This is a genomic window from Pseudomonas sp. RW407 (assembly GCF_003176655.1).
Taxonomy (GTDB): domain Bacteria; phylum Pseudomonadota; class Gammaproteobacteria; order Pseudomonadales; family Pseudomonadaceae; genus Pseudomonas; species Pseudomonas delhiensis.
The window spans coordinates 251,330-267,487 of the sequence record NZ_QGSL01000091.1 but is presented as its reverse complement, the minus strand read 5'-3'; the positions used below and the strand labels follow the sequence as shown (position 1 = coordinate 267,487).

General features: G+C 69.1%; 13 protein-coding genes. 8 read left to right on the top strand and 5 right to left on the bottom strand.

Annotated features, from left to right (window positions below):
• Positions 1-107 precede the first annotated feature (107 nt).
• Positions 108-1,283: a multidrug effflux MFS transporter gene (locus DK254_RS13525; protein ID WP_109934183.1), complete on the top strand. Its 1,176-nt coding sequence runs from the start codon at positions 108-110 to the stop codon at positions 1,281-1,283.
• Between the two features lie 6 nt (positions 1,284-1,289).
• Here the strand turns inward: DK254_RS13525 and DK254_RS13520 are convergent, their stop codons facing one another.
• Both DK254_RS13520 and DK254_RS13515 read right to left on the bottom strand, forming a co-directional pair.
• Positions 1,290-1,469, bottom strand: a complete 180-nt coding sequence (locus DK254_RS13520) for a hypothetical protein (RefSeq protein ID WP_109934182.1) — start codon at positions 1,467-1,469, stop codon at positions 1,290-1,292.
• A gap of 91 nt (positions 1,470-1,560) precedes the next feature.
• Positions 1,561-2,454 carry an AraC family transcriptional regulator gene (locus tag DK254_RS13515; protein ID WP_109934181.1) on the bottom strand — a complete coding sequence of 298 codons (894 nt, stop codon included), beginning with the start codon at positions 2,452-2,454 and terminating at the stop codon, positions 1,561-1,563.
• A 273-nt stretch (positions 2,455-2,727) separates the two neighbouring features.
• On the opposite strand from DK254_RS13515, the gene DK254_RS13510 reads away from it, so the two are divergent.
• Both DK254_RS13510 and DK254_RS13505 read left to right on the top strand, forming a co-directional pair.
• Positions 2,728-4,623 carry a propionyl-CoA synthetase gene (locus DK254_RS13510; RefSeq protein WP_109934666.1) on the top strand — a complete coding sequence of 632 codons (1,896 nt, stop codon included), beginning with the start codon at positions 2,728-2,730 and terminating at the stop codon, positions 4,621-4,623.
• A 656-nt stretch (positions 4,624-5,279) separates the two neighbouring features.
• The gene (locus DK254_RS13505; RefSeq protein ID WP_109934180.1) at positions 5,280-8,006 is read left to right on the top strand and encodes a LuxR C-terminal-related transcriptional regulator; all 2,727 of its coding nucleotides are present in this window, start codon (positions 5,280-5,282) and stop codon (positions 8,004-8,006) included.
• 327 nt (positions 8,007-8,333) lie between these two features.
• Here DK254_RS13505 and DK254_RS13500 read toward each other — a convergent pair whose 3' ends face one another.
• Positions 8,334-9,191: a hypothetical protein gene (locus tag DK254_RS13500; protein WP_109934179.1), complete on the bottom strand. Its 858-nt coding sequence runs from the start codon at positions 9,189-9,191 to the stop codon at positions 8,334-8,336.
• Between the two features lie 90 nt (positions 9,192-9,281).
• Between DK254_RS13500 and DK254_RS13495 the strand changes: the two genes are divergently transcribed.
• Together DK254_RS13495 and DK254_RS13490 are read left to right on the top strand one after the other, a co-directional pair.
• The gene (locus DK254_RS13495; protein WP_109934178.1) at positions 9,282-9,944 is read left to right on the top strand and encodes a TetR/AcrR family transcriptional regulator; all 663 of its coding nucleotides are present in this window, start codon (positions 9,282-9,284) and stop codon (positions 9,942-9,944) included.
• Positions 9,945-10,013: 69 nt separating this feature from the next.
• On the top strand, positions 10,014-10,952 hold the full coding sequence (locus DK254_RS13490) for an alpha/beta fold hydrolase (protein WP_109934177.1): 939 nt from the start codon (positions 10,014-10,016) through the stop codon (positions 10,950-10,952).
• A 381-nt stretch (positions 10,953-11,333) separates the two neighbouring features.
• On the opposite strand, the gene DK254_RS13485 is transcribed toward DK254_RS13490, so the two are convergent.
• A complete protein-coding gene (locus DK254_RS13485; protein ID WP_109934176.1) occupies positions 11,334-12,173 on the bottom strand; it encodes a metal-dependent hydrolase in 840 nt (279 codons plus the stop codon).
• A 123-nt stretch (positions 12,174-12,296) separates the two neighbouring features.
• Here DK254_RS13485 and DK254_RS13480 point away from each other — a divergent pair, with 123 nt between their 5' ends.
• From DK254_RS13480 to DK254_RS13470, 3 genes are all read left to right on the top strand, one after another.
• Positions 12,297-13,313, top strand: a complete 1,017-nt coding sequence (locus tag DK254_RS13480; protein WP_109934175.1) for an AraC family transcriptional regulator — start codon at positions 12,297-12,299, stop codon at positions 13,311-13,313.
• Positions 13,314-13,385: 72 nt separating this feature from the next.
• Complete coding sequence (locus DK254_RS13475; protein WP_109934174.1) at positions 13,386-14,030, top strand: MBL fold metallo-hydrolase; 645 nt, start codon at positions 13,386-13,388, stop codon at positions 14,028-14,030.
• A gap of 84 nt (positions 14,031-14,114) precedes the next feature.
• Positions 14,115-14,840, top strand: a complete 726-nt coding sequence (locus DK254_RS13470; RefSeq protein WP_109934173.1) for an OmpA family protein — start codon at positions 14,115-14,117, stop codon at positions 14,838-14,840.
• A 371-nt stretch (positions 14,841-15,211) separates the two neighbouring features.
• Here DK254_RS13470 and DK254_RS13465 read toward each other — a convergent pair whose 3' ends face one another.
• Entirely contained in the window at positions 15,212-16,126 is a 915-nt protein-coding gene (locus tag DK254_RS13465) for an acyltransferase (RefSeq protein ID WP_109934172.1), read from the bottom strand.
• Between the last annotated feature and the right edge of the window lie 32 nt (positions 16,127-16,158).

Genomic DNA, 16,158 nt, shown 5'->3' with positions numbered 1-16,158 from the left:
GGCGGCGGCGAATTGCTATGCTTGGCGGCGTTTCGTTAGCCTGCTTCCAATCAATCCGCCCGAACCTTCCAGGCCCCGTCCCGCACCGGCGGCGCCCACGGTGCTCCATGAACTTTCGCATCCTGCTGATCCTCGGCGCGCTGAGCGCCTTCGGCCCCATGGCCATCGACTTCTACCTGCCCAGCTTCCCGGCGCTGGCCGCGGCCTTCGGCACCGACGTCGAGCACGTGCAGATGAGCCTGTCGGCCTACTTCGCCGGCCTGGCCATCGGCCAGCTGCTCTACGGCCCGCTGGCCGACCGCTACGGCCGGCGCCTGCCGCTGGTGCTGGGGGTGAGCATCTTCACCGCGGCCTCGCTGGCCTGCGCCTTCGCGCCGAACCTGGAATGGCTGATCGGCGCGCGTTTCGTCCAGGCCCTGGGCGGCTGCGCCGGCATGGTCATCTCGCGGGCGGTGGTGCGCGACCTGTGCGACCCGATAGCCGCGGCCAAGGCCTTCTCGCAGCTGATGCTGGTGATGGGCCTGGCGCCGATCCTCGCGCCCCTGGGCGGCGGTGCGCTGCTGGGGCTGTTCGGCTGGCAGTCGATCTTCCTCTGCCTGGTGGCGTTCAGCGCCGTGGCCGGCAGCGCCATCGCCCTGTGGCTGCCCGAGACCATCCCCGCCGGCCCGCGGCCGCCGCTGTCCGGCGCCCTGGGCGAGTACCGCCGGCTGTTCGGCGACCGTTCCTTCCTCTGCTATGCGCTGACCGGTGGGGTGGCCATCGCCGGGATGTTCGCCTACATCGCCGGCTCGCCCTTCGTCTTCATCCAGCTCTACCAGGTGCCGGCGGAGCACTACGGCTGGATCTTCGGCAGCAACGCCGCCGGCTTCATCCTCATGGCCCAGGTCAACGCGCGCCTGCTGCGCTACCGCGGGCCGGGGTTCTGGCTGCGCCGCGCGGTGTGGGTGTACTTCCTCTGCGGCCTGGCGCTGCTGGCGATCACCCTGTACCGCCCCGAGCACCTGCTGGCCCTGCTGGTGCCGCTGTTCGGCGCCATCGCCAGCCTGGGCTTCCTGCTGCCCAACTCCTCGGCCTGCGCCATGGCCGGGCAGGGCAGCCACGCCGGCAGCGCCTCGGCGCTGATGGGCAGCCTGCAGTTCACCGTGGCGGCGCTGGCCTCGGCCCTGGTCGGGGTGCTGCACGATGGCAGCGCGCTACCCATGGCGGTGGTGATCACGGTATGCGGCGGCTGCGCGGCGCTGCTGGGCTGGTTCACCGGCCAGATCAGCGAGCGCACCGTCTGAACCGGCTCAGCCGGCCACTGGCTGCTCCGTGCGTGGCAGCGCGTGGGGCGCGCGCAGGCGGGCCTCCAGGGTGCTGACGAAGAGCCGCGCCTCCTGCTCGTTGCGGAAGTCCACGGCGAACTGATCGAGGCAGACCTGCCAGCGCTTGCCCTGGGCGCCGGCCGACGGACGAACGAGTATGTGCATGGCGCGACACCCGTGTCTGTGTTGGGGGGAAGCTGAGTGTAGTTCCGCCTGCCGCGCTGTCCGGGGCGAATCGACAATCGGCGCCGGGCCCTCAGGCGCCGCCGCGGCCCTCGCCCAGGCGGGCCCGGTAGGCGCTGGGCGACAACCCCATGACCTTGCTGAAAAGTCTTGAAAAATAATAGCTGTCGTCATACCCCAGGGCCTCGCTGACCTGGGCGACGCTGTGCCCGCTGCTGTCCAGCAACTGGCAGGCGTATTCGATCTTCAGGTGCAGGAAGTGCTGCACCGGCGTGCGCCCGGTGAGCGCGCGGTAGCGGTTGACGAAGTGGAACTTCGACAGGTTGCAGAAGGCCGCCAGCCGGGCCAGGTCCAGGCGCTGGTGCAGGTTCTCGCGCATGTAGGCGTGCAGGCCGTCCAGGTCCAGCCCGCCCTCGCGCAGCGGGCGCAGCAGCGGCAGCTGGCAGAGCAGGGCGCGCAGGCGGCTGGCGGCGAGCAGGAAGGGCTGGAAGCGGTAGCCGCTGTGGCGCGCCTCGAGCAACTGGGCGAAGCCGCCGAGCAGGGCATGCTGCACACCCCAGTGGCGCACCGGAGAGGCCCCGTAGCCGGCGGCCTGGCGCAACCAGGCGGCGCCGTCGCCGCGCAGGTGCACCCAGGAGATGGTCCAGGGCTGCGCGGCGTCGGCGCGGTAGGCGTGGGCCATGCCCGGCGGCAGCCAGACCAGGTCGCCGCAGCCGATGGTCATGGCCTGGGGGCCGCCGGGGCCCTCCACCAGCAGGTGGCCGATGCCTTCGCTGCAGTAGATCAGCAGGTGGTCGTCGTGGCGGTCGCGGCTCATCTGGTGGTCGCGGGCGCGCCGGTAGTGGCCCAGGGACGTGGGGTAGAGGTCGCGGCTGAGCGGGTGCGCGGCCAGCTTGCCGAGCAGCGTGGGCGGCAGCAGCAGGCGCAGGCTGTCGGCGGGAAGCGGCCAGTCCGAGGTACGTGACATCTGGGTAGCGGGCTCAGCAATTTAATCCATCAAGACCACAATTTAGTCGATCTTGGCGCCTGCGTGCGGGTGATAGCTTTGCCCGGGAGGAAGGAGATGTGATGCCCTTCCGCAATAAAAGCCGGTTTGCCCCGCGGGCAGGCCGGTTCGGCCGAGGGGCGTGGTCTCGCAGGAAGGTCCCGCCGGCTTACGACCAAAGGTTGATGGCGGGCCCCCGCGGCCTGTCCATACTCGTTATTCGACCTCGATAAAAACAATTCAGAGGGTCAGATGATGAATTACCGGCAATCCTACGCCCGCTCCGTTGCGGACCCTGCCGCCTTCTGGGCCGAACAGGCCGAGGCCGTGGCCTGGTACCAGCGCCCGCGCAGCATCCTCGAAACACTCCCCGACGGCAGCCACCGCTGGTTCGCCGATGGCCGCCTGAACAGCTGCTACCTGGCCCTGGACCGGCAGATCGCCCTGGGCCGCGGCGAGCAGGCGGCGCTGATCTACGACTCCCCGGTCACCGGCGTGCAGCAGCGCTTCAGCTTCCGCGAGCTGCGCGACGAGGTGGCGCGCCTGGCCGGCGCCCTGCGCGCCCTGGGCGTGGGCAAGGGCGACGGGGTGATCATCTACATGCCCATGGTGCCGCAGGCGGCCATGGCCATGCTGGCCTGCGCGCGCATCGGCGCGGTGCACTCGGTGGTGTTCGGCGGCTTCGCCCCCTACGAGCTGGCGCTGCGCATCGACGATGCCAAACCCAAGCTGATCCTCACCGCCTCCTGCGGGCTGGAGTTCGAGCGCGTCATCGAATACAAGCCGCTGGTGGACAAGGCCCTGGAACTGGCCCTGCACCAGCCGGCCCACGTGCTGGTCTGGCAGCGCCCGCAGGCGATGGCCGAGCTGCACGCCGGGCGCGACCTCGACTGGCGCGAGACGGTGGCCCACGCCGAGCCGGCCGACCCGGTGGAGGTGGCCAGCGGCGACCCCCTGTACATCATGTACACCTCCGGCACCACCGGTAAGCCCAAGGGCATAGTGCGCGACAACGGCGGCCACGCGGTGGCCCTGCACTATGCGCTGCCGACCATCTTCGGCATGCAGCCGGGCGACGTCTGGTGGGGCATCTCCGACGTCGGCTGGGTGGTCGGCCACTCGCTGATCGTCTACGGCCCGCTGATGAACGGCTGCACTACGGTGTTCTACGAGGGCAAGCCGGTGCGCACGCCGGACGCCGGCAGCTACTGGCGGGTGATCCAGGAGCACCAGGTCAACGCGCTGTTCTGCGCGCCCACGGCGATCCGCGCGATCCGCAAGGAAGACCCCAATGGCGAACTGCTCGGGCAATACGACCTGGGTTCGCTGCGCCAGCTGTTCCTGGCCGGCGAGAAGCTCGACAGCAGCACCCACCAGTGGCTGGAGGAACTGACCGGCAAGCCGGTGTTCGACCACTGGTGGCAGACCGAGACCGGCTGGCCGGTGACCGCGCCCTGCACCGGGCTGGGCTGCCAGGAGCAGCGCGCCGGTTCCAGCAACCTGGCGGTGCCCGGCTACGCCGTGCAGGTGGTGGACGAGGAGGGGCGCCTGCTGGCGCCGGGGCAGACCGGCTCGATCGTCATCGGCCTGCCGCTGCCGCCCGGCTGCGCGCAGACCCTGTGGAACGACCACCCGCGCTACCTCAGCGCCTACCTGCAGGCCTTCCCCGGCTACTACCACACCGGCGACGGCGGTTTCGTCGACGAGGATGGCTTCGTCCACATCATGGGCCGCACCGACGACGTGATAAACGTCTCCGGCCACCGCCTGTCCACCGGCGAGATGGAGGAGCTGCTGGCGCTGCACGAAGCGGTGGCCGAGTGCGCGGTGGTCGCCGTGCAGGACCCGCTCAAGGGCCACGTGCCGCTGGGCCTGGTGGTGCTCAAGGACGACGCGCGCATCAGCGAGGAACAACTGCAGCGTGAGCTGGTGGCGCTGGTCCGCGAGCGCATCGGCGCGCTGGCCTGCTTCCAGCGCGCGGTGGTGGTCAAGCGCCTGCCCAAGACGCGCTCGGGCAAGATCCTCCGCGCCGTGCTGCGCAAGATCGCCGACGGCGAGGACTACGCGCCGCCGTCCACCATCGACGACCCGGCCATCCTTGGCGAGATAGCCGCCCGGCTGCAGGCCGTGGGCCTCGCCCGGGCCAGCTGAACCCACGCGCCGGCCCGCGGGCCGGCTTTCCTCCAGGGCCGCGGTGCGGCCCTTTTTTTGTCTGCGGCGGACCTGTAGGAGCGGGCCCTGCCCGCGATTCGCGCGCAGGGGATGGTGTGGGTGGGGTGGCGTAGGAGCGGATCTCATCCGCGAACCGAGCCGGAATGTCCGGCTATCGCGGACAGGGTCCTACGTCCGTGCTCGACCGTAGGGCGAATAACCGTTCGCGGTTATCCGCCGCCGGCCGGAATGCCGGTGCCCGACGGCGGCGGCGGATAACGCCGTAGGCGTTATGCGCCCTACGGCCGTGCTCCCCTGGACCCGTAGGAGCGGACTCCGTCCGCGATTTCGCGCGCAGGGCGCGCTCCTACGTGTCACCTCGGCGCGGCCAACGCATAGGCATGCCAACCCTCAGAAAACCGCGAACCCCGTTACCTTTCCGATGATTGGCGGATATTCCAGCTATGAATACGGAATCTGCTGTCGATACAGGAGAGGATGTTCCGTCGGAATATGTCGTATTTATCTGAGAATGCTGAATTATTTAGTGGCAAAACGCCGGGTTATGTAACAAATTCGGCTTCAAATAGCCCGGTCGAGCTACTAGGCTCGGCTACGACGGATCCCCAATAAGAGCTAGAGCAAAGAGCCAGGGCATGACCGATTTCTCGACGCTGCCACTCCCGCCGGAAACCGCCGGCCCGCCGGGTGGCAGCCGCTTCTATCGCCCGCCGCTGCCCGCCGGCTACGTCAGCCGCGCGCGGCTGTGCCAGCGCATGGGCGCGGGCCTGAGCGGGCGCCTGCTGCTGCTCAGCGCCCCGGCCGGGTTCGGCAAGAGTTCCCTGGCCATCGAGTTCTGCGAATCCCTGGCGCCGCACTGGCGCAGCCTGTGGCTGGGCCTGAGCGCGCGGGACAGCGACCCGGGGCGCTTCCTCGAACGCCTGCTGGAAGGGCTGCGCCTGTACCTCCCGGGCCTGGGCGACGACGCCATGGCGGTGTTGAAGATGCGCCAGCGCCACCAGCCGTTCGCCTTCGAGGCCTGGCTCGACGACCTGCTCGACGAACTGGCCGAGCGCCTGTCCCCCGAGGCGCCGCTGCTGCTGGTGCTGGACGACTACCACCTGGCCCAGGGCGCGGTGCTCGACCGCTGCCTGCAATTCCTCCTCAACCACCAGCCGCCCGGCCTGGTGCTGCTGGTCACCAGCCGCCAGCGCCCGGACTGGCACCTGGCGCGCCTGCGCCTGTCGCGCCAGTTGCTGGAGCTCAGCGAGCAGGACCTGCGCCTGACCGCCGAGGAAACCGCTGCCCTGGTCTCGGCCAGCGGCACCCCGGCCAGCGAGGCGCTGGTCGAGCGCCTGATCGAACGCAGCGAAGGCTGGATCGCCGGCCTGCGCCTGTGGCTGTTGGCGCACCCCGAGGGCCTTGGCGGGCAGGCTGCCGACGCGCCGCTGAACGGCACCGAGGAACTGATCCGCGACTACCTGCTGGAAGAGGTGATCGACAAGCAGCCGCCCGAGGTCCAGGCCTTCCTGCTGCACACGGCGCGCTTCGAGCGCTTCTGCGGCGAGCTGTGCGACGCCCTGCGCGACAGCCACGACAGCGCCGCCATCCTGCGCCACCTGCAGCGCCACCAGGTGTTCCTGGTGCCGCTGGACGAGCAGGGCCAGTGGTTCCGCTACCACCACCTGTTCTCCGACCTGTTGCTGGCCCGCGAGCTGCCCGCCGACGGCCCCTCGGCGGGCTCGCTGCACCTGCGCGCCTGCCGCTGGTTCAGCTCCCGCGGGCTGCTCGACGAGGCGGTGGACCAGGCCCTGCGCGCCGGCCACCCGGAAGTGGCGGCGAGCCTGGTGCAGAGCCTGTCGGAAGAACAGCTGCTGGCCGAGCAGAACGTCGCCACCCTGCTGCGCTGGAAGATGGACCTGCCCGACAGCCTGCTGGCCAGCACGCCGCGGCTGATCGTGCTGTACAGCTGGGCCCTGGCCCTGGCCTGCCAGCTGGATGCCGCCGAGGAACTGGGCGCCCAGCTGGCGCGCTTCCTGCCGGCCGCCGACGCCGCCACCCAGGCCGACCTGCTGGCCCAGTGGCAGGCCCTGGCCGGCATCATCGCCCGTGGCCGCGGCGACATCGAAGGCGCCGAACGGCATTGCGCCGAGGCCCTGGCGCACCTCCCGGCGGAACGCTCCGGGCCGCGCCTGATGTGCCTGTCGAGCCTGGCCAACCTGGCCATCGTCCGCGGCGACTCCTGGGGCGCCCGCGGCCTCAACCGCGAGGCCCTGGAGCTGGCGCAGCGCTTCGGCAACCCCTTGCTGGAAGCGCTGGTGCACTACGATCGCGCCCGCGGCCTGCAGGCTCGCGGCGAGGTGCTGCGCGCCAGCGAGGAACTGGAACAGGGCCTGGCGCGCCTGGCCGGGCAACCGGCGCACCGGCGCTACGCCGTGCGCGGCCGCCTGCTGATCTACCAGGGCTACCTGCGCGGCCTGGGCCTGCAGGCCGACGAGGCGCGGCAGAAGCTGCGCGCCGGCATCGAGGAGGCGCGCGCCTGCCGCGACGTCAGCCTGGTGATCGGCTACTGCGCGCTGGCCGGCCTGGAAGGGCGCCAGGGCAACTACACCCAGGCCTTCGCCCAACTGGCCGAGGCCGAGCGCCTGATGCACGTGTGGGACGTGCCGCCGGTGTACTACCTGTCGGTCATCACCCTGGTCAAATGCGAGCTGTGGCTGGCCCAGGGGCAGCTGGAGCTGGCCTCGGCCTGGCTGGAGCGCCTGAGCGAAACCTACTCCGGGGCCAACCCGGCGACGCCGCCGGAGTGCCACCCGCAGCTGCCGTACTACATCGAACTGCTGCAGGCGCAGCTGGCCCGCCGCGAGGAACGCGCGGGCGAAGCCGAGCGCCGCCTGCGCACGCTGATCGCCGCGGCCCAGCCGGCCGCGGCGCAGATGCCGGCGCGCCTGGCCCAGGCGCAGCTGGTCGGCCTGCTGCTGCAGCAAGGCCGCGAGCGCGAAGCCCGCGAGGCGCTGGACGCCTGCCTGCAGGGTGCCATCGGCGGGGCCCTGCTGCCCTTGCAGGAACTGCTCGTCCACGAACCGGACTGGCTGCGCGAGCAACTGGAACTGCGCGCGCCCTGTCCGCTGCAGCTCCTGTTGCTGCAACGCCTGCCGGCCCAGGCGGAACGCCCGGCGACCCTCGCCGACGGCCTCAGCGGCCGCGAGCTGGCGGTGCTGGAACTGATCGCCCAGGGCCTGTCCAACCAGGAAATCAGCGAGCGCCTGTTCATCTCGTTGCATACCGTGAAGAGCCACGCCCGGCACATCAACGACAAGCTCGGGGTCGAACGGCGTACCCAGGCGGTGGCCCGGGCGAAGGTGTTGGGGTTGTTGCGTTAGTTGGCTGCTTGGTTCTTCGTAGGAGCGAGCTTGCTCGCGAATGGTGTTTTGCTGGGGCTTCGGTGCTGGCCCTGAAGAGCGCCCTCTCCCTAACCCTCTCCCTGAAGGGAGAGGGGACCGTTCGGCGTGGTCTGGTTTTCCCGAGTCAGCCGGCAGGCGCAGCGATTTCCGGCTGAAACCATTCCTCCTCTCGGCACGGACTAGCCCCCTCTCCCTTTAGGGAGAGGGCTGGGGAGAGGGGACGGAGTAAACCCAAAGCACCACCGCCGACGGGAAGCACCGTTCGCGAGCAAGCTCGCTCCTACGAAGAGCTGCGATCCGCGCTATTTATTCCTTCGGCGCGCTCAAATCCAACGCCTTCGGCGCCGGCGCGCCCTTCGCCGGCTTGGCCAGCTGGCGCTGCACGTCGGCCTGGATGGCCTGCAGCACCGGCAGCAGGTCGCGCATGTTCTCCCGCACTTCCGGGTAGGGATGCTTGTCGGCGAAGGCCTGCACCCGCGCCAGCAACTGGCCGCGGGTCTCGCCGGGCAGGTGGATGAACAGCTCCGGCAGTTGCTTGGCCAGCTCGGCGCTGTACAGCACCAGGTCCTGGCGCTCGAACTGCGCGGTCAGGCCCAGGTAGTCCAGGGCGCTGCTGGTCAGCATGGCCGCGGCGGCCTTGGCCTCCTGCATGCCCTTCAGGCGCACCGGGTTGCGCTGCTCGCTCTGGGCCAGGGTCATCCAGAATTCCACCGTCAGGTTGAACAGGATGGCCTGCTCGCGCAGCGAGTAGCTCATCAGGCCCAGGGCCTCGGCGCCGTAGGGTTGCTTGGCGGCGCGGAAGTCGAAGTACAGGCGCATCAGCTCCTTGAGCTTGAACAGCACCTCGCGCGCCTCGTTCTGGCGCAGTTCCAGCGGCGCGTAGATGTTCATCTGCGGGCGGAAGTTCTCCTCGCTGACCATGCGCTGGTAGATCGGCCCGGTGAATTCGCCGCTGCGCCGCGGCAGGCTGTTGGCCTGGGTTTCCTCGATCTTCTTCAGGGCGTCGATCAGTTGCTGGTAGTCCTCGCTGGTCCAGGTGCGCTGGATGTCCGGGATGCGCTGGCCGAGGTAGTACAGCTCGTTGCCGGCGGCCGCGGCGGGGCGGCAGACGACCAGCAAAAGGATGGCCAGCGGCCACAGCAGGCGGCGTGTTAGGGTCGGCACGAACGGGCTTTCCTTGCGCGGGAGCGGTCGGCCTAGGTTAGCGACGGGCGGGGCCGGCGTCACCCCGCGCCTTGGTTGGGTGGAGGGGGCATGACGATCCAGGAATCCGGCGCGGTGCTGGCGGTGTTCGAGGACCTTGGCGGCTACGGCGCCCTGGCGCGCCAGGAGGGCAGCGGCGAGGGGCCGCTGGTCAACCACCTGCAGCGCGCCAACATCCAGCTGGCGAGCATCCCGGTGTTCGTCGCCAGGGGCCTGGCCGAGACCACGGTGAACGACCTGCTGGCGGCGGCCAAGGTCTCGCGGCGCACCTTCTACAAGTACTTCGACGGCAAGCTGGACGTGCTCGAGGGCATCTACCGCACCGCCGTGCAGCTGCTGCTGATGCGCTTCCGCGAGATGCGCACCGCCACCGGCAGCAGCGAGGCCTGGCTGCGCGCCATGGTCGCGCGCTTCTTCGACTACCACCAGGCGGTGGGGCCGATCATCCGCCTGATGCACGAGGAAGCGTTACGCTCCGACTCACCCCTGGCCGCGCACCGCCGCCAGGCACTGCACGAGTTGCAGGCGCTGCTGGAGGAGCGCTTCGTCGGCGAGGGCGTGCGGCACGCGCCGCTGACCTACCAGGCGCTGCTCTGGGCCCTGGAGGCGGCCTCCCACGAGCTGCTCGGCGCCGCCGTGCGGCCCGACCTGGAGGAGGTCAAGCGGGTGCTCGGCGACCTGCTGGTCGACAGCCTCTGCAAGCGCACTACCTAGGTTGGGCGCAACGCGTTGGGGCGCTGTGCTCTGATCGGGCATCGACAACAACGCGCACCGGAGTGCCCCATGTCCGCAACCTACAGCTTGCAGCCGCCGCTGGCGGCCGGCTTCGCCCGCCTGGGCTTCGGCGCCCTGCCGCTGGAAGCCCTGATCGACCGCTACGCGCCTGCCGAAGCCGGCTCGCGCTTCATCGAGGTGGACGGCTTCCCGATCCACTACCGCGACGAGGGCGGCCGCGACAAGCCGGTGCTGGTGCTGGTGCACGGGGTGATGGCGTCGCTGCACACCTGGGACGGCTGGGTGGCCGAGATGGGCCGGCACTTCCGCATCGTCCGCCTCGACGTGCCCGGCTTCGGCCTCACCGGCGGCGGCCGCGACCGCGACTACAGCGGCGAGCGCCTGGTGAAGGTGTTCGGCCTGTTCCTCGAGCGCCTGGGGCTGGACAGGGTGTCCATCGCCGGCAACTCCCTGGGCGGCTACATCGCCTGGAACTACGCCCTGGCCCAGCCGCACAAGGTGGAGCGGCTGATCCTGGTCGACCCGGCCGGCTACCCGATGAAGAAGGTGCCGCTGATGATCGCCAGCGCCGCGCTGCCCGGCGCCGGCCTGCTGATGCCGGCCTGGATGCCGCGCGCCCTGGTGGCCCAGGGCATCCGGGAGGTCTACGGCAACCCGCAGCGCATCCAGCCCGGGGTGGTCGACCGCTACTACGACATCAGCCGCCGCCCGGGCAACCGCCGCGCCATGATCGACATCTTCCGCGTGCTGGTGAAGGCCAACCGCGAGGAACTGCCGGGCACCCCGGCGCGGGTGGCGCAGATCAAGGTGCCGACGCTGCTGATGTGGGGCGAGCGCGACCGCTGGATCTCGCCGAAGCACGTGCCGCTGTGGCAGCGCGACCTGCCGGGGCTGCAGGTGAAGACCTATCCCGGCGTGGGGCACATCCCCATGGAGGAGATCCCGCAGCAGACGGCGGCGGATGCGTTGCGGTTCCTGCATGCCTGATCGGGCGTTGCGATGAAAAAAGCCCCGGTTCGCCGGGGTTTTTTCATTGGGAGGCGGCTTTTCGTAGGAGCGAGGGGGACGCCTGGTTCTTGCTCGCGAATGGGTTTTCCCTATGGCGCCGTGCCAGGCCTGACTCCGTTCCCTCTCCCCAACCCTCTCCCGCAAGCGGGAGAGGGGGCTGTCCTGAGCGGCGTCGAAGTCAGGTGTAGTCCTCTCCCCCCGTAGGGCGCATAACGCCTACGGCGTTATCCGCCATCGGCCTGCGTGCCGGGGCCAACGGCGGATAACCGCGAATGGTTATTCGCCCTACGGTTGGGCTACACGAACGCCAGAAACACCAACGCCCCGGCTGGGCGGGGCGTCGGTAGGGTAGGGGCTGGCTCAGCCCGCGTGGGCCATCGGCTGCGGATCGTATTCCTTGCGCACCTGGTACAGCAGGTCGAGGTTGTCGTGCTGCCAGGGGTGGAAGTCCTTGCGGAAGAAGTCGCGGTACTCGCGCAGCAGCGGGCGGAACACGCCTTCCTTGCCCCAGCTCCACTTCAGGCCGTCGCGCCACACCCGCCAGTTCCACAGCAGGCCGTCGCGCTTGAGCATGTGCACCAGGCCGCGGAAGGTGTCGAGGACGAAGAAGAAGGTCGCCATCACCATCGCCCGGCGCAGCAGGCGGCGGCTGCCGCAGACCTGGTTGTAGACGTCGAAGGCCACCGCCTTGTGCTCGGTCTCTTCCAGGGCGTGCCAGCGCCACAGGCGCTGCATCACCGGCTCGGCGCCCTCCAGGGTGCGCGGGTTGGTGAGCAGGCCGTTGGCCATGATCGCGGTGATGTGCTCCAGAGCCGCGGTGGCCGCCAGCTGGCGGCGGGTGCTGAATTTCTTCTGGGTGTAGCGGATGCGCGCCTGGGCCAGCTTCTCGATGCGCGTGATGTCGTAGCCGAGGTCCTTCAGGCGCTGGCTGTACACCAGATGCTCGCGGCTGTGGTGGCCTTCCTGGCCGATGAAGCCGCGGATCTGTTCCTTGAGCACCGGGTCGGCGATCTGCTCGCGGAAGTTTCGCACCGAGTCGATGAAGAAGCGCTCGCCATCGGGGAAGAGCACCGACATGGCGTCGAACAGGTGCGACTTGAAGGCGTCGCCACCATGCCAGTGGCGGGGCAGCGGGTCGGGCAGCTCGAAGTCCATGTGCCGTGGCTTGATTTCCAGTCCTGCGGGGGTCGTGCTGGCCATGACGGCTCCGTTAGTGTGGGTTTCCATGGAACCGATCTTGGGCTTGCGGGGGAAGGCTCACAAGGTTATCTTCTGCCAACTTTCCGGTCATATCCGGCCAGCGGTCAGAACAAGAAGAAGCCCATGAAACAACCGCTCAACTTCACCGCCGAGCTGGTCCCGGTGGCTTACGCCCAGGCCCTGCTCGACCTCGCCGAGGAGCTCGGCGTGCCGCGCCAGCGCCTGTTCGAACTGGCCCGGGTGCGCCCCGAGGTGCTGCACAGCCCGGCCGGGCGCCTGTCCTTCATCGACTTCAACCTGCTCGCCGGCGCCGCCCTGGCCAACTGCGGCGAGCCGGCCTTCGGCCTGCTGCTGGGCCAGCGCCTGAACGTGTCCACCCACGGCATCCTCGGCTACGCGGTGCTGTCCAGCGCCAACCTGGAAAAGGCCATCGACTTCGCCCTCAAGTACTACCGCGTGCTCGGCCTGGCCTACGACCTGGAGCGGGTCGAGGAGCAGGACCGCTCGCAGCTGCGCGCCAGCGAGTCGATCCCCCTGGGGCCCATGCAGCGCTTCGCCGGCGAAGGCCTGATGACCAGCCTGTACACCATCGCCCGCTTCCTCGTCGGCGAGCCGCTGCAGGGCGTGGAGGTCGGCTTCGCCTTCCCCGAGCCGCCCTATGCCGGGCGCTACACCGAGGTGTTCGGCGTGGCGGCGGCCTTCGACCAGCCGTTCCACTACATCAGCCTGCCGCGGGAATACCTGGGCCGCCCCATGGCCCTGGCCAACCCGGCCACGGTGCAGATGTGCGAGCAGCAGTGCGAGGCGCTGCTGGCCAGCCTGGACGTGCAGGAAGGCCTGCTCACCCGCATCCGCCGCCTGCTGCTGGCGCGGCCCGGCGAGTTCCCCGACCTGGACACCGCGGCGCGCGAGCTGCACACCAGCGGCCGCAGCCTGCGCCGGCACCTGTCGAGCCTGGGCACCACCTACCAGCAGGTGCTGGACGACGTGCGCAAGCGCCTGGCCCTGCAATACCTCACCACCACCCACCTGCCGCTGTACGAGATCGCCCTGCTGCTGGGCTTCAACGACCCCTCGAACTTCCGCCGGGCGTTCCGCAAGTGGACCGGCAAGTTGCCCACCGACTACCGCAGCGACTGAGTGCGGGGAGTTGAAGCGCAGCTGCTTTGCCGTCACCCTTGGCGTTTGTCGAAACTTGCCAGGACATGCCCCATGGACGCCGCCCAGCCCGCGCTGATCCGCGAAACCTTCCCCGTCGGCCCCCTGCAGTGCAACTGCACCATCATCGGCGACCCGCTGACGAAGAAGGCCATCGTGGTCGACCCCGGCGGCGACCACGAGCTGATCCTGCAGCGCCTCGACGCCCTGGGCCTGAAGGTGGTCAGCATCATCCATACCCACGCGCACCTGGACCACTTCCTCGCCTCCGGGCAGATGAAGGAGAAGACCGGCGCCACCCTGCACCTGCACCAGGGCGACCAGTTCCTCTGGGACAACCTGGAGATGCAGTGCCGCATGTTCGGCGTGCCCTACCAGCCGGTGCCCTCGCCGGACCAGTGGCTGCAGGACGACGAGGAACTGGCTTGCGGCTGCGGCGTGGCGTTGCACACCCCGGGGCACACGCCCGGCTCGATGAGCTTCTGGTTCCCCGGCGCCAGGCTGCTGATCGCCGGCGACACCCTGTTCCGCCGCGGCATCGGCCGCACCGACCTGTGGGGTGGCGACTACGCCACCATCGAGCGCTCGATCAAGACGCGCCTGTACAGCCTGGACGAGGAGGCCACCGTGGTCACCGGCCACGGCCCGGATACCCGCCTGGGCGATGAAATGCGCGAGAATCCGTTCATCCGTGCTTAAGGTTGCTGTGGAATCTTTTGCACGTCCTGAGCTCTAACCTGCCGCCCGGGAAAGGGCGTATCGCTATTCGAGGAGTCTTCCTTCATGTTCACCGCACGTCGTCTGTCCATGGTCGCGGCCGTCACCGCCTTCGCTCTCATGGCCGGTTGCGCCTCGCAGAACCCCTATGACCCCAACACCCAGGTCCCGCCGGAAGGCGGCGTGAGCAAGACCGCCAAGTACGGTGGCCTGGGCGCGCTGGCCGGTGCCGTGGCCGGTGCCGCCATCAACCACGACAACCGTGGCAAGGGCGCGCTGATCGGCGCCGCGGTGGCCGGTGCGGCCGCCGCCGGCTACGGCTACTACGCCGACAAGCAGGAGGCCCAGCTGCGCCAGCAGATGCAGGGCACCGGCGTGCAGGTGCAGCGCCAGGGCGACGACATCAAACTGATCATGCCGGGCAACATCACCTTCGCCACCGACTCGGCGAACATCGCCCCGTCCTTCTACGCGCCGCTGAACAACCTGGCGAACTCCTTCAAGCAGTTCAACCAGAACAGCATCGAGATCGTCGGCTACACCGACAGCACCGGCAGCCGCCAGCACAACATGGACCTGTCGCAGCGCCGTGCGCAGAGCGTGGCCACCTACCTGACCTCGCAAGGCGTCGACGGCACCCGCGTGAGCACCCGCGGCATGGGCCCGGACCAGCCGATCGCGAGCAACTCCACGGTCGACGGCCGCGCGCAGAACCGCCGCGTCGAGGTCAACCTGAAGGCCCTGCCGGGCGCCCAGGGCACCGCGCCCCAGGGTGGGCAGCAGTATCAGTAAGCGTTGCCTGGATGAAAAAGCCCGCCGGTTGGCGGGCTTTCTTGTTGGGGCAGGGGTATTGGTCGTGCCACCGGGACGTCCGGCGTGGTCGGTGATTCCAATCGCGGACGGAGTCCGCTCCTACGGCCGTGCTTCCCTGAACCGTAGGAGCGGACTCTGTCCGCGATTCGGCGGATAACGCCGTAGGCGTTATGCGCCCTACGCCAGGTTTGGCCGTGACGTAGGGCGGATAACCGTTCGCGGTTATCCGCCGTTTCACCTTCACCACAACCCACGCCAAGGTCGAGCCCGAAGTCGCCCTACGGGTTTCCAGCGCCGCGGTCACCCTTCGCGGGCAAGCTCGCTCCTACAAATACGAAAAGCACACACCCTCAAGCCTTGGCCCCAGCCGGGTACTCGCGGTGCAGCTGCGCCAGCAACTGGTCCTTGCGTTCCCACAGCTGGTTCACCCAGCGCTGGAATTCGGCGCGGTAGTCCGCGTCCTGGTCGTAGCTCTTGCCGATGAACTGCCGCGGGATCTCCAGTTCCTCGAAGCGCACCACCACGCGCTTCAGGCGCCCGGACAGCAGGCACCAGAAGGTCGGGCTGCCGTCGGGGTAGTGGATGGTGACGTTGACCAGGGTGCGCAGCTGCTCGCCCATGGCGTCGAGGACGAAGGCGATGCCGCCGGCCTTGGGCTTGAGCAGGTGCTGGAAGGGCGAGCCTTGCTCATCGTGCTTGGCGCGGGTGAAGCGGGTGCCTTCGAGGAAGTTGAAGATGGCCACCGGGATGCGCTTGAACTTGGCGCAGGCCTTGCGGGTGGTGGCCAGGTCCTGGCCCTGCTTCTCCGGGTGCCTGGCCAGGTAGGCCTTGCTGTAGCGCTTCATGAAGGGGAAATCCAGCGCCCACCAGCACAGGCCGATGACGGGCACCCAGATCAGCTGCTGCTTGAGGAAGAAACGCAGCAGCGGGAGGCGGCGGTTGAGCTGGTACTGCAGAACGAGGATGTCGACCCAGCTCTGGTGGTTGCTGGTGACCAGGTAGGAATGGTCGTACTCCAGGCCCTCCAGTCCTTCGACGTTCCAGCGGGTGCGCTGCACCAGGTTCATCCAGCCCTTGTTGCAGCTGATCCAGCCTTCGGCGATCAGCCCCATGATCCGCCGGCACAGCGCCTGGGCGGGGGCGAAGGGCAGCAGCAGCTTGAACAGCGTCATGCCGAACAGCGGGATGCACCAGCACAGGGTGCTGACGATCAGCAGCAGGCCGGCGAGCGAGCCGCGCAGGGCATGGGGAAGGAAGTTGAGCATTGGCGTTCCTTGTACATGGGCGACGCACGGGG

Coding starts and splice junctions, on each gene's coding strand:
- DK254_RS13480 (WP_109934175.1), top strand. CDS start 12,297: ATGAAACAACCGCTCAACTTCACCGCCGAGCTGGTCCCGGTGGCTTAC.
- DK254_RS13490 (WP_109934177.1), top strand. CDS start 10,014: ATGTCCGCAACCTACAGCTTGCAGCCGCCGCTGGCGGCCGGCTTCGCC.
- DK254_RS13520 (WP_109934182.1), bottom strand. CDS start 1,469: ATGCACATACTCGTTCGTCCGTCGGCCGGCGCCCAGGGCAAGCGCTGG.
- DK254_RS13525 (WP_109934183.1), top strand. CDS start 108: ATGAACTTTCGCATCCTGCTGATCCTCGGCGCGCTGAGCGCCTTCGGC.
- DK254_RS13485 (WP_109934176.1), bottom strand. CDS start 12,173: ATGGCCAGCACGACCCCCGCAGGACTGGAAATCAAGCCACGGCACATG.
- DK254_RS13505 (WP_109934180.1), top strand. CDS start 5,280: ATGACCGATTTCTCGACGCTGCCACTCCCGCCGGAAACCGCCGGCCCG.
- DK254_RS13495 (WP_109934178.1), top strand. CDS start 9,282: ATGACGATCCAGGAATCCGGCGCGGTGCTGGCGGTGTTCGAGGACCTT.
- DK254_RS13510 (WP_109934666.1), top strand. CDS start 2,728: ATGAATTACCGGCAATCCTACGCCCGCTCCGTTGCGGACCCTGCCGCC.
- DK254_RS13470 (WP_109934173.1), top strand. CDS start 14,115: ATGTTCACCGCACGTCGTCTGTCCATGGTCGCGGCCGTCACCGCCTTC.
- DK254_RS13475 (WP_109934174.1), top strand. CDS start 13,386: ATGGACGCCGCCCAGCCCGCGCTGATCCGCGAAACCTTCCCCGTCGGC.
- DK254_RS13465 (WP_109934172.1), bottom strand. CDS start 16,126: ATGCTCAACTTCCTTCCCCATGCCCTGCGCGGCTCGCTCGCCGGCCTG.
- DK254_RS13515 (WP_109934181.1), bottom strand. CDS start 2,454: ATGTCACGTACCTCGGACTGGCCGCTTCCCGCCGACAGCCTGCGCCTG.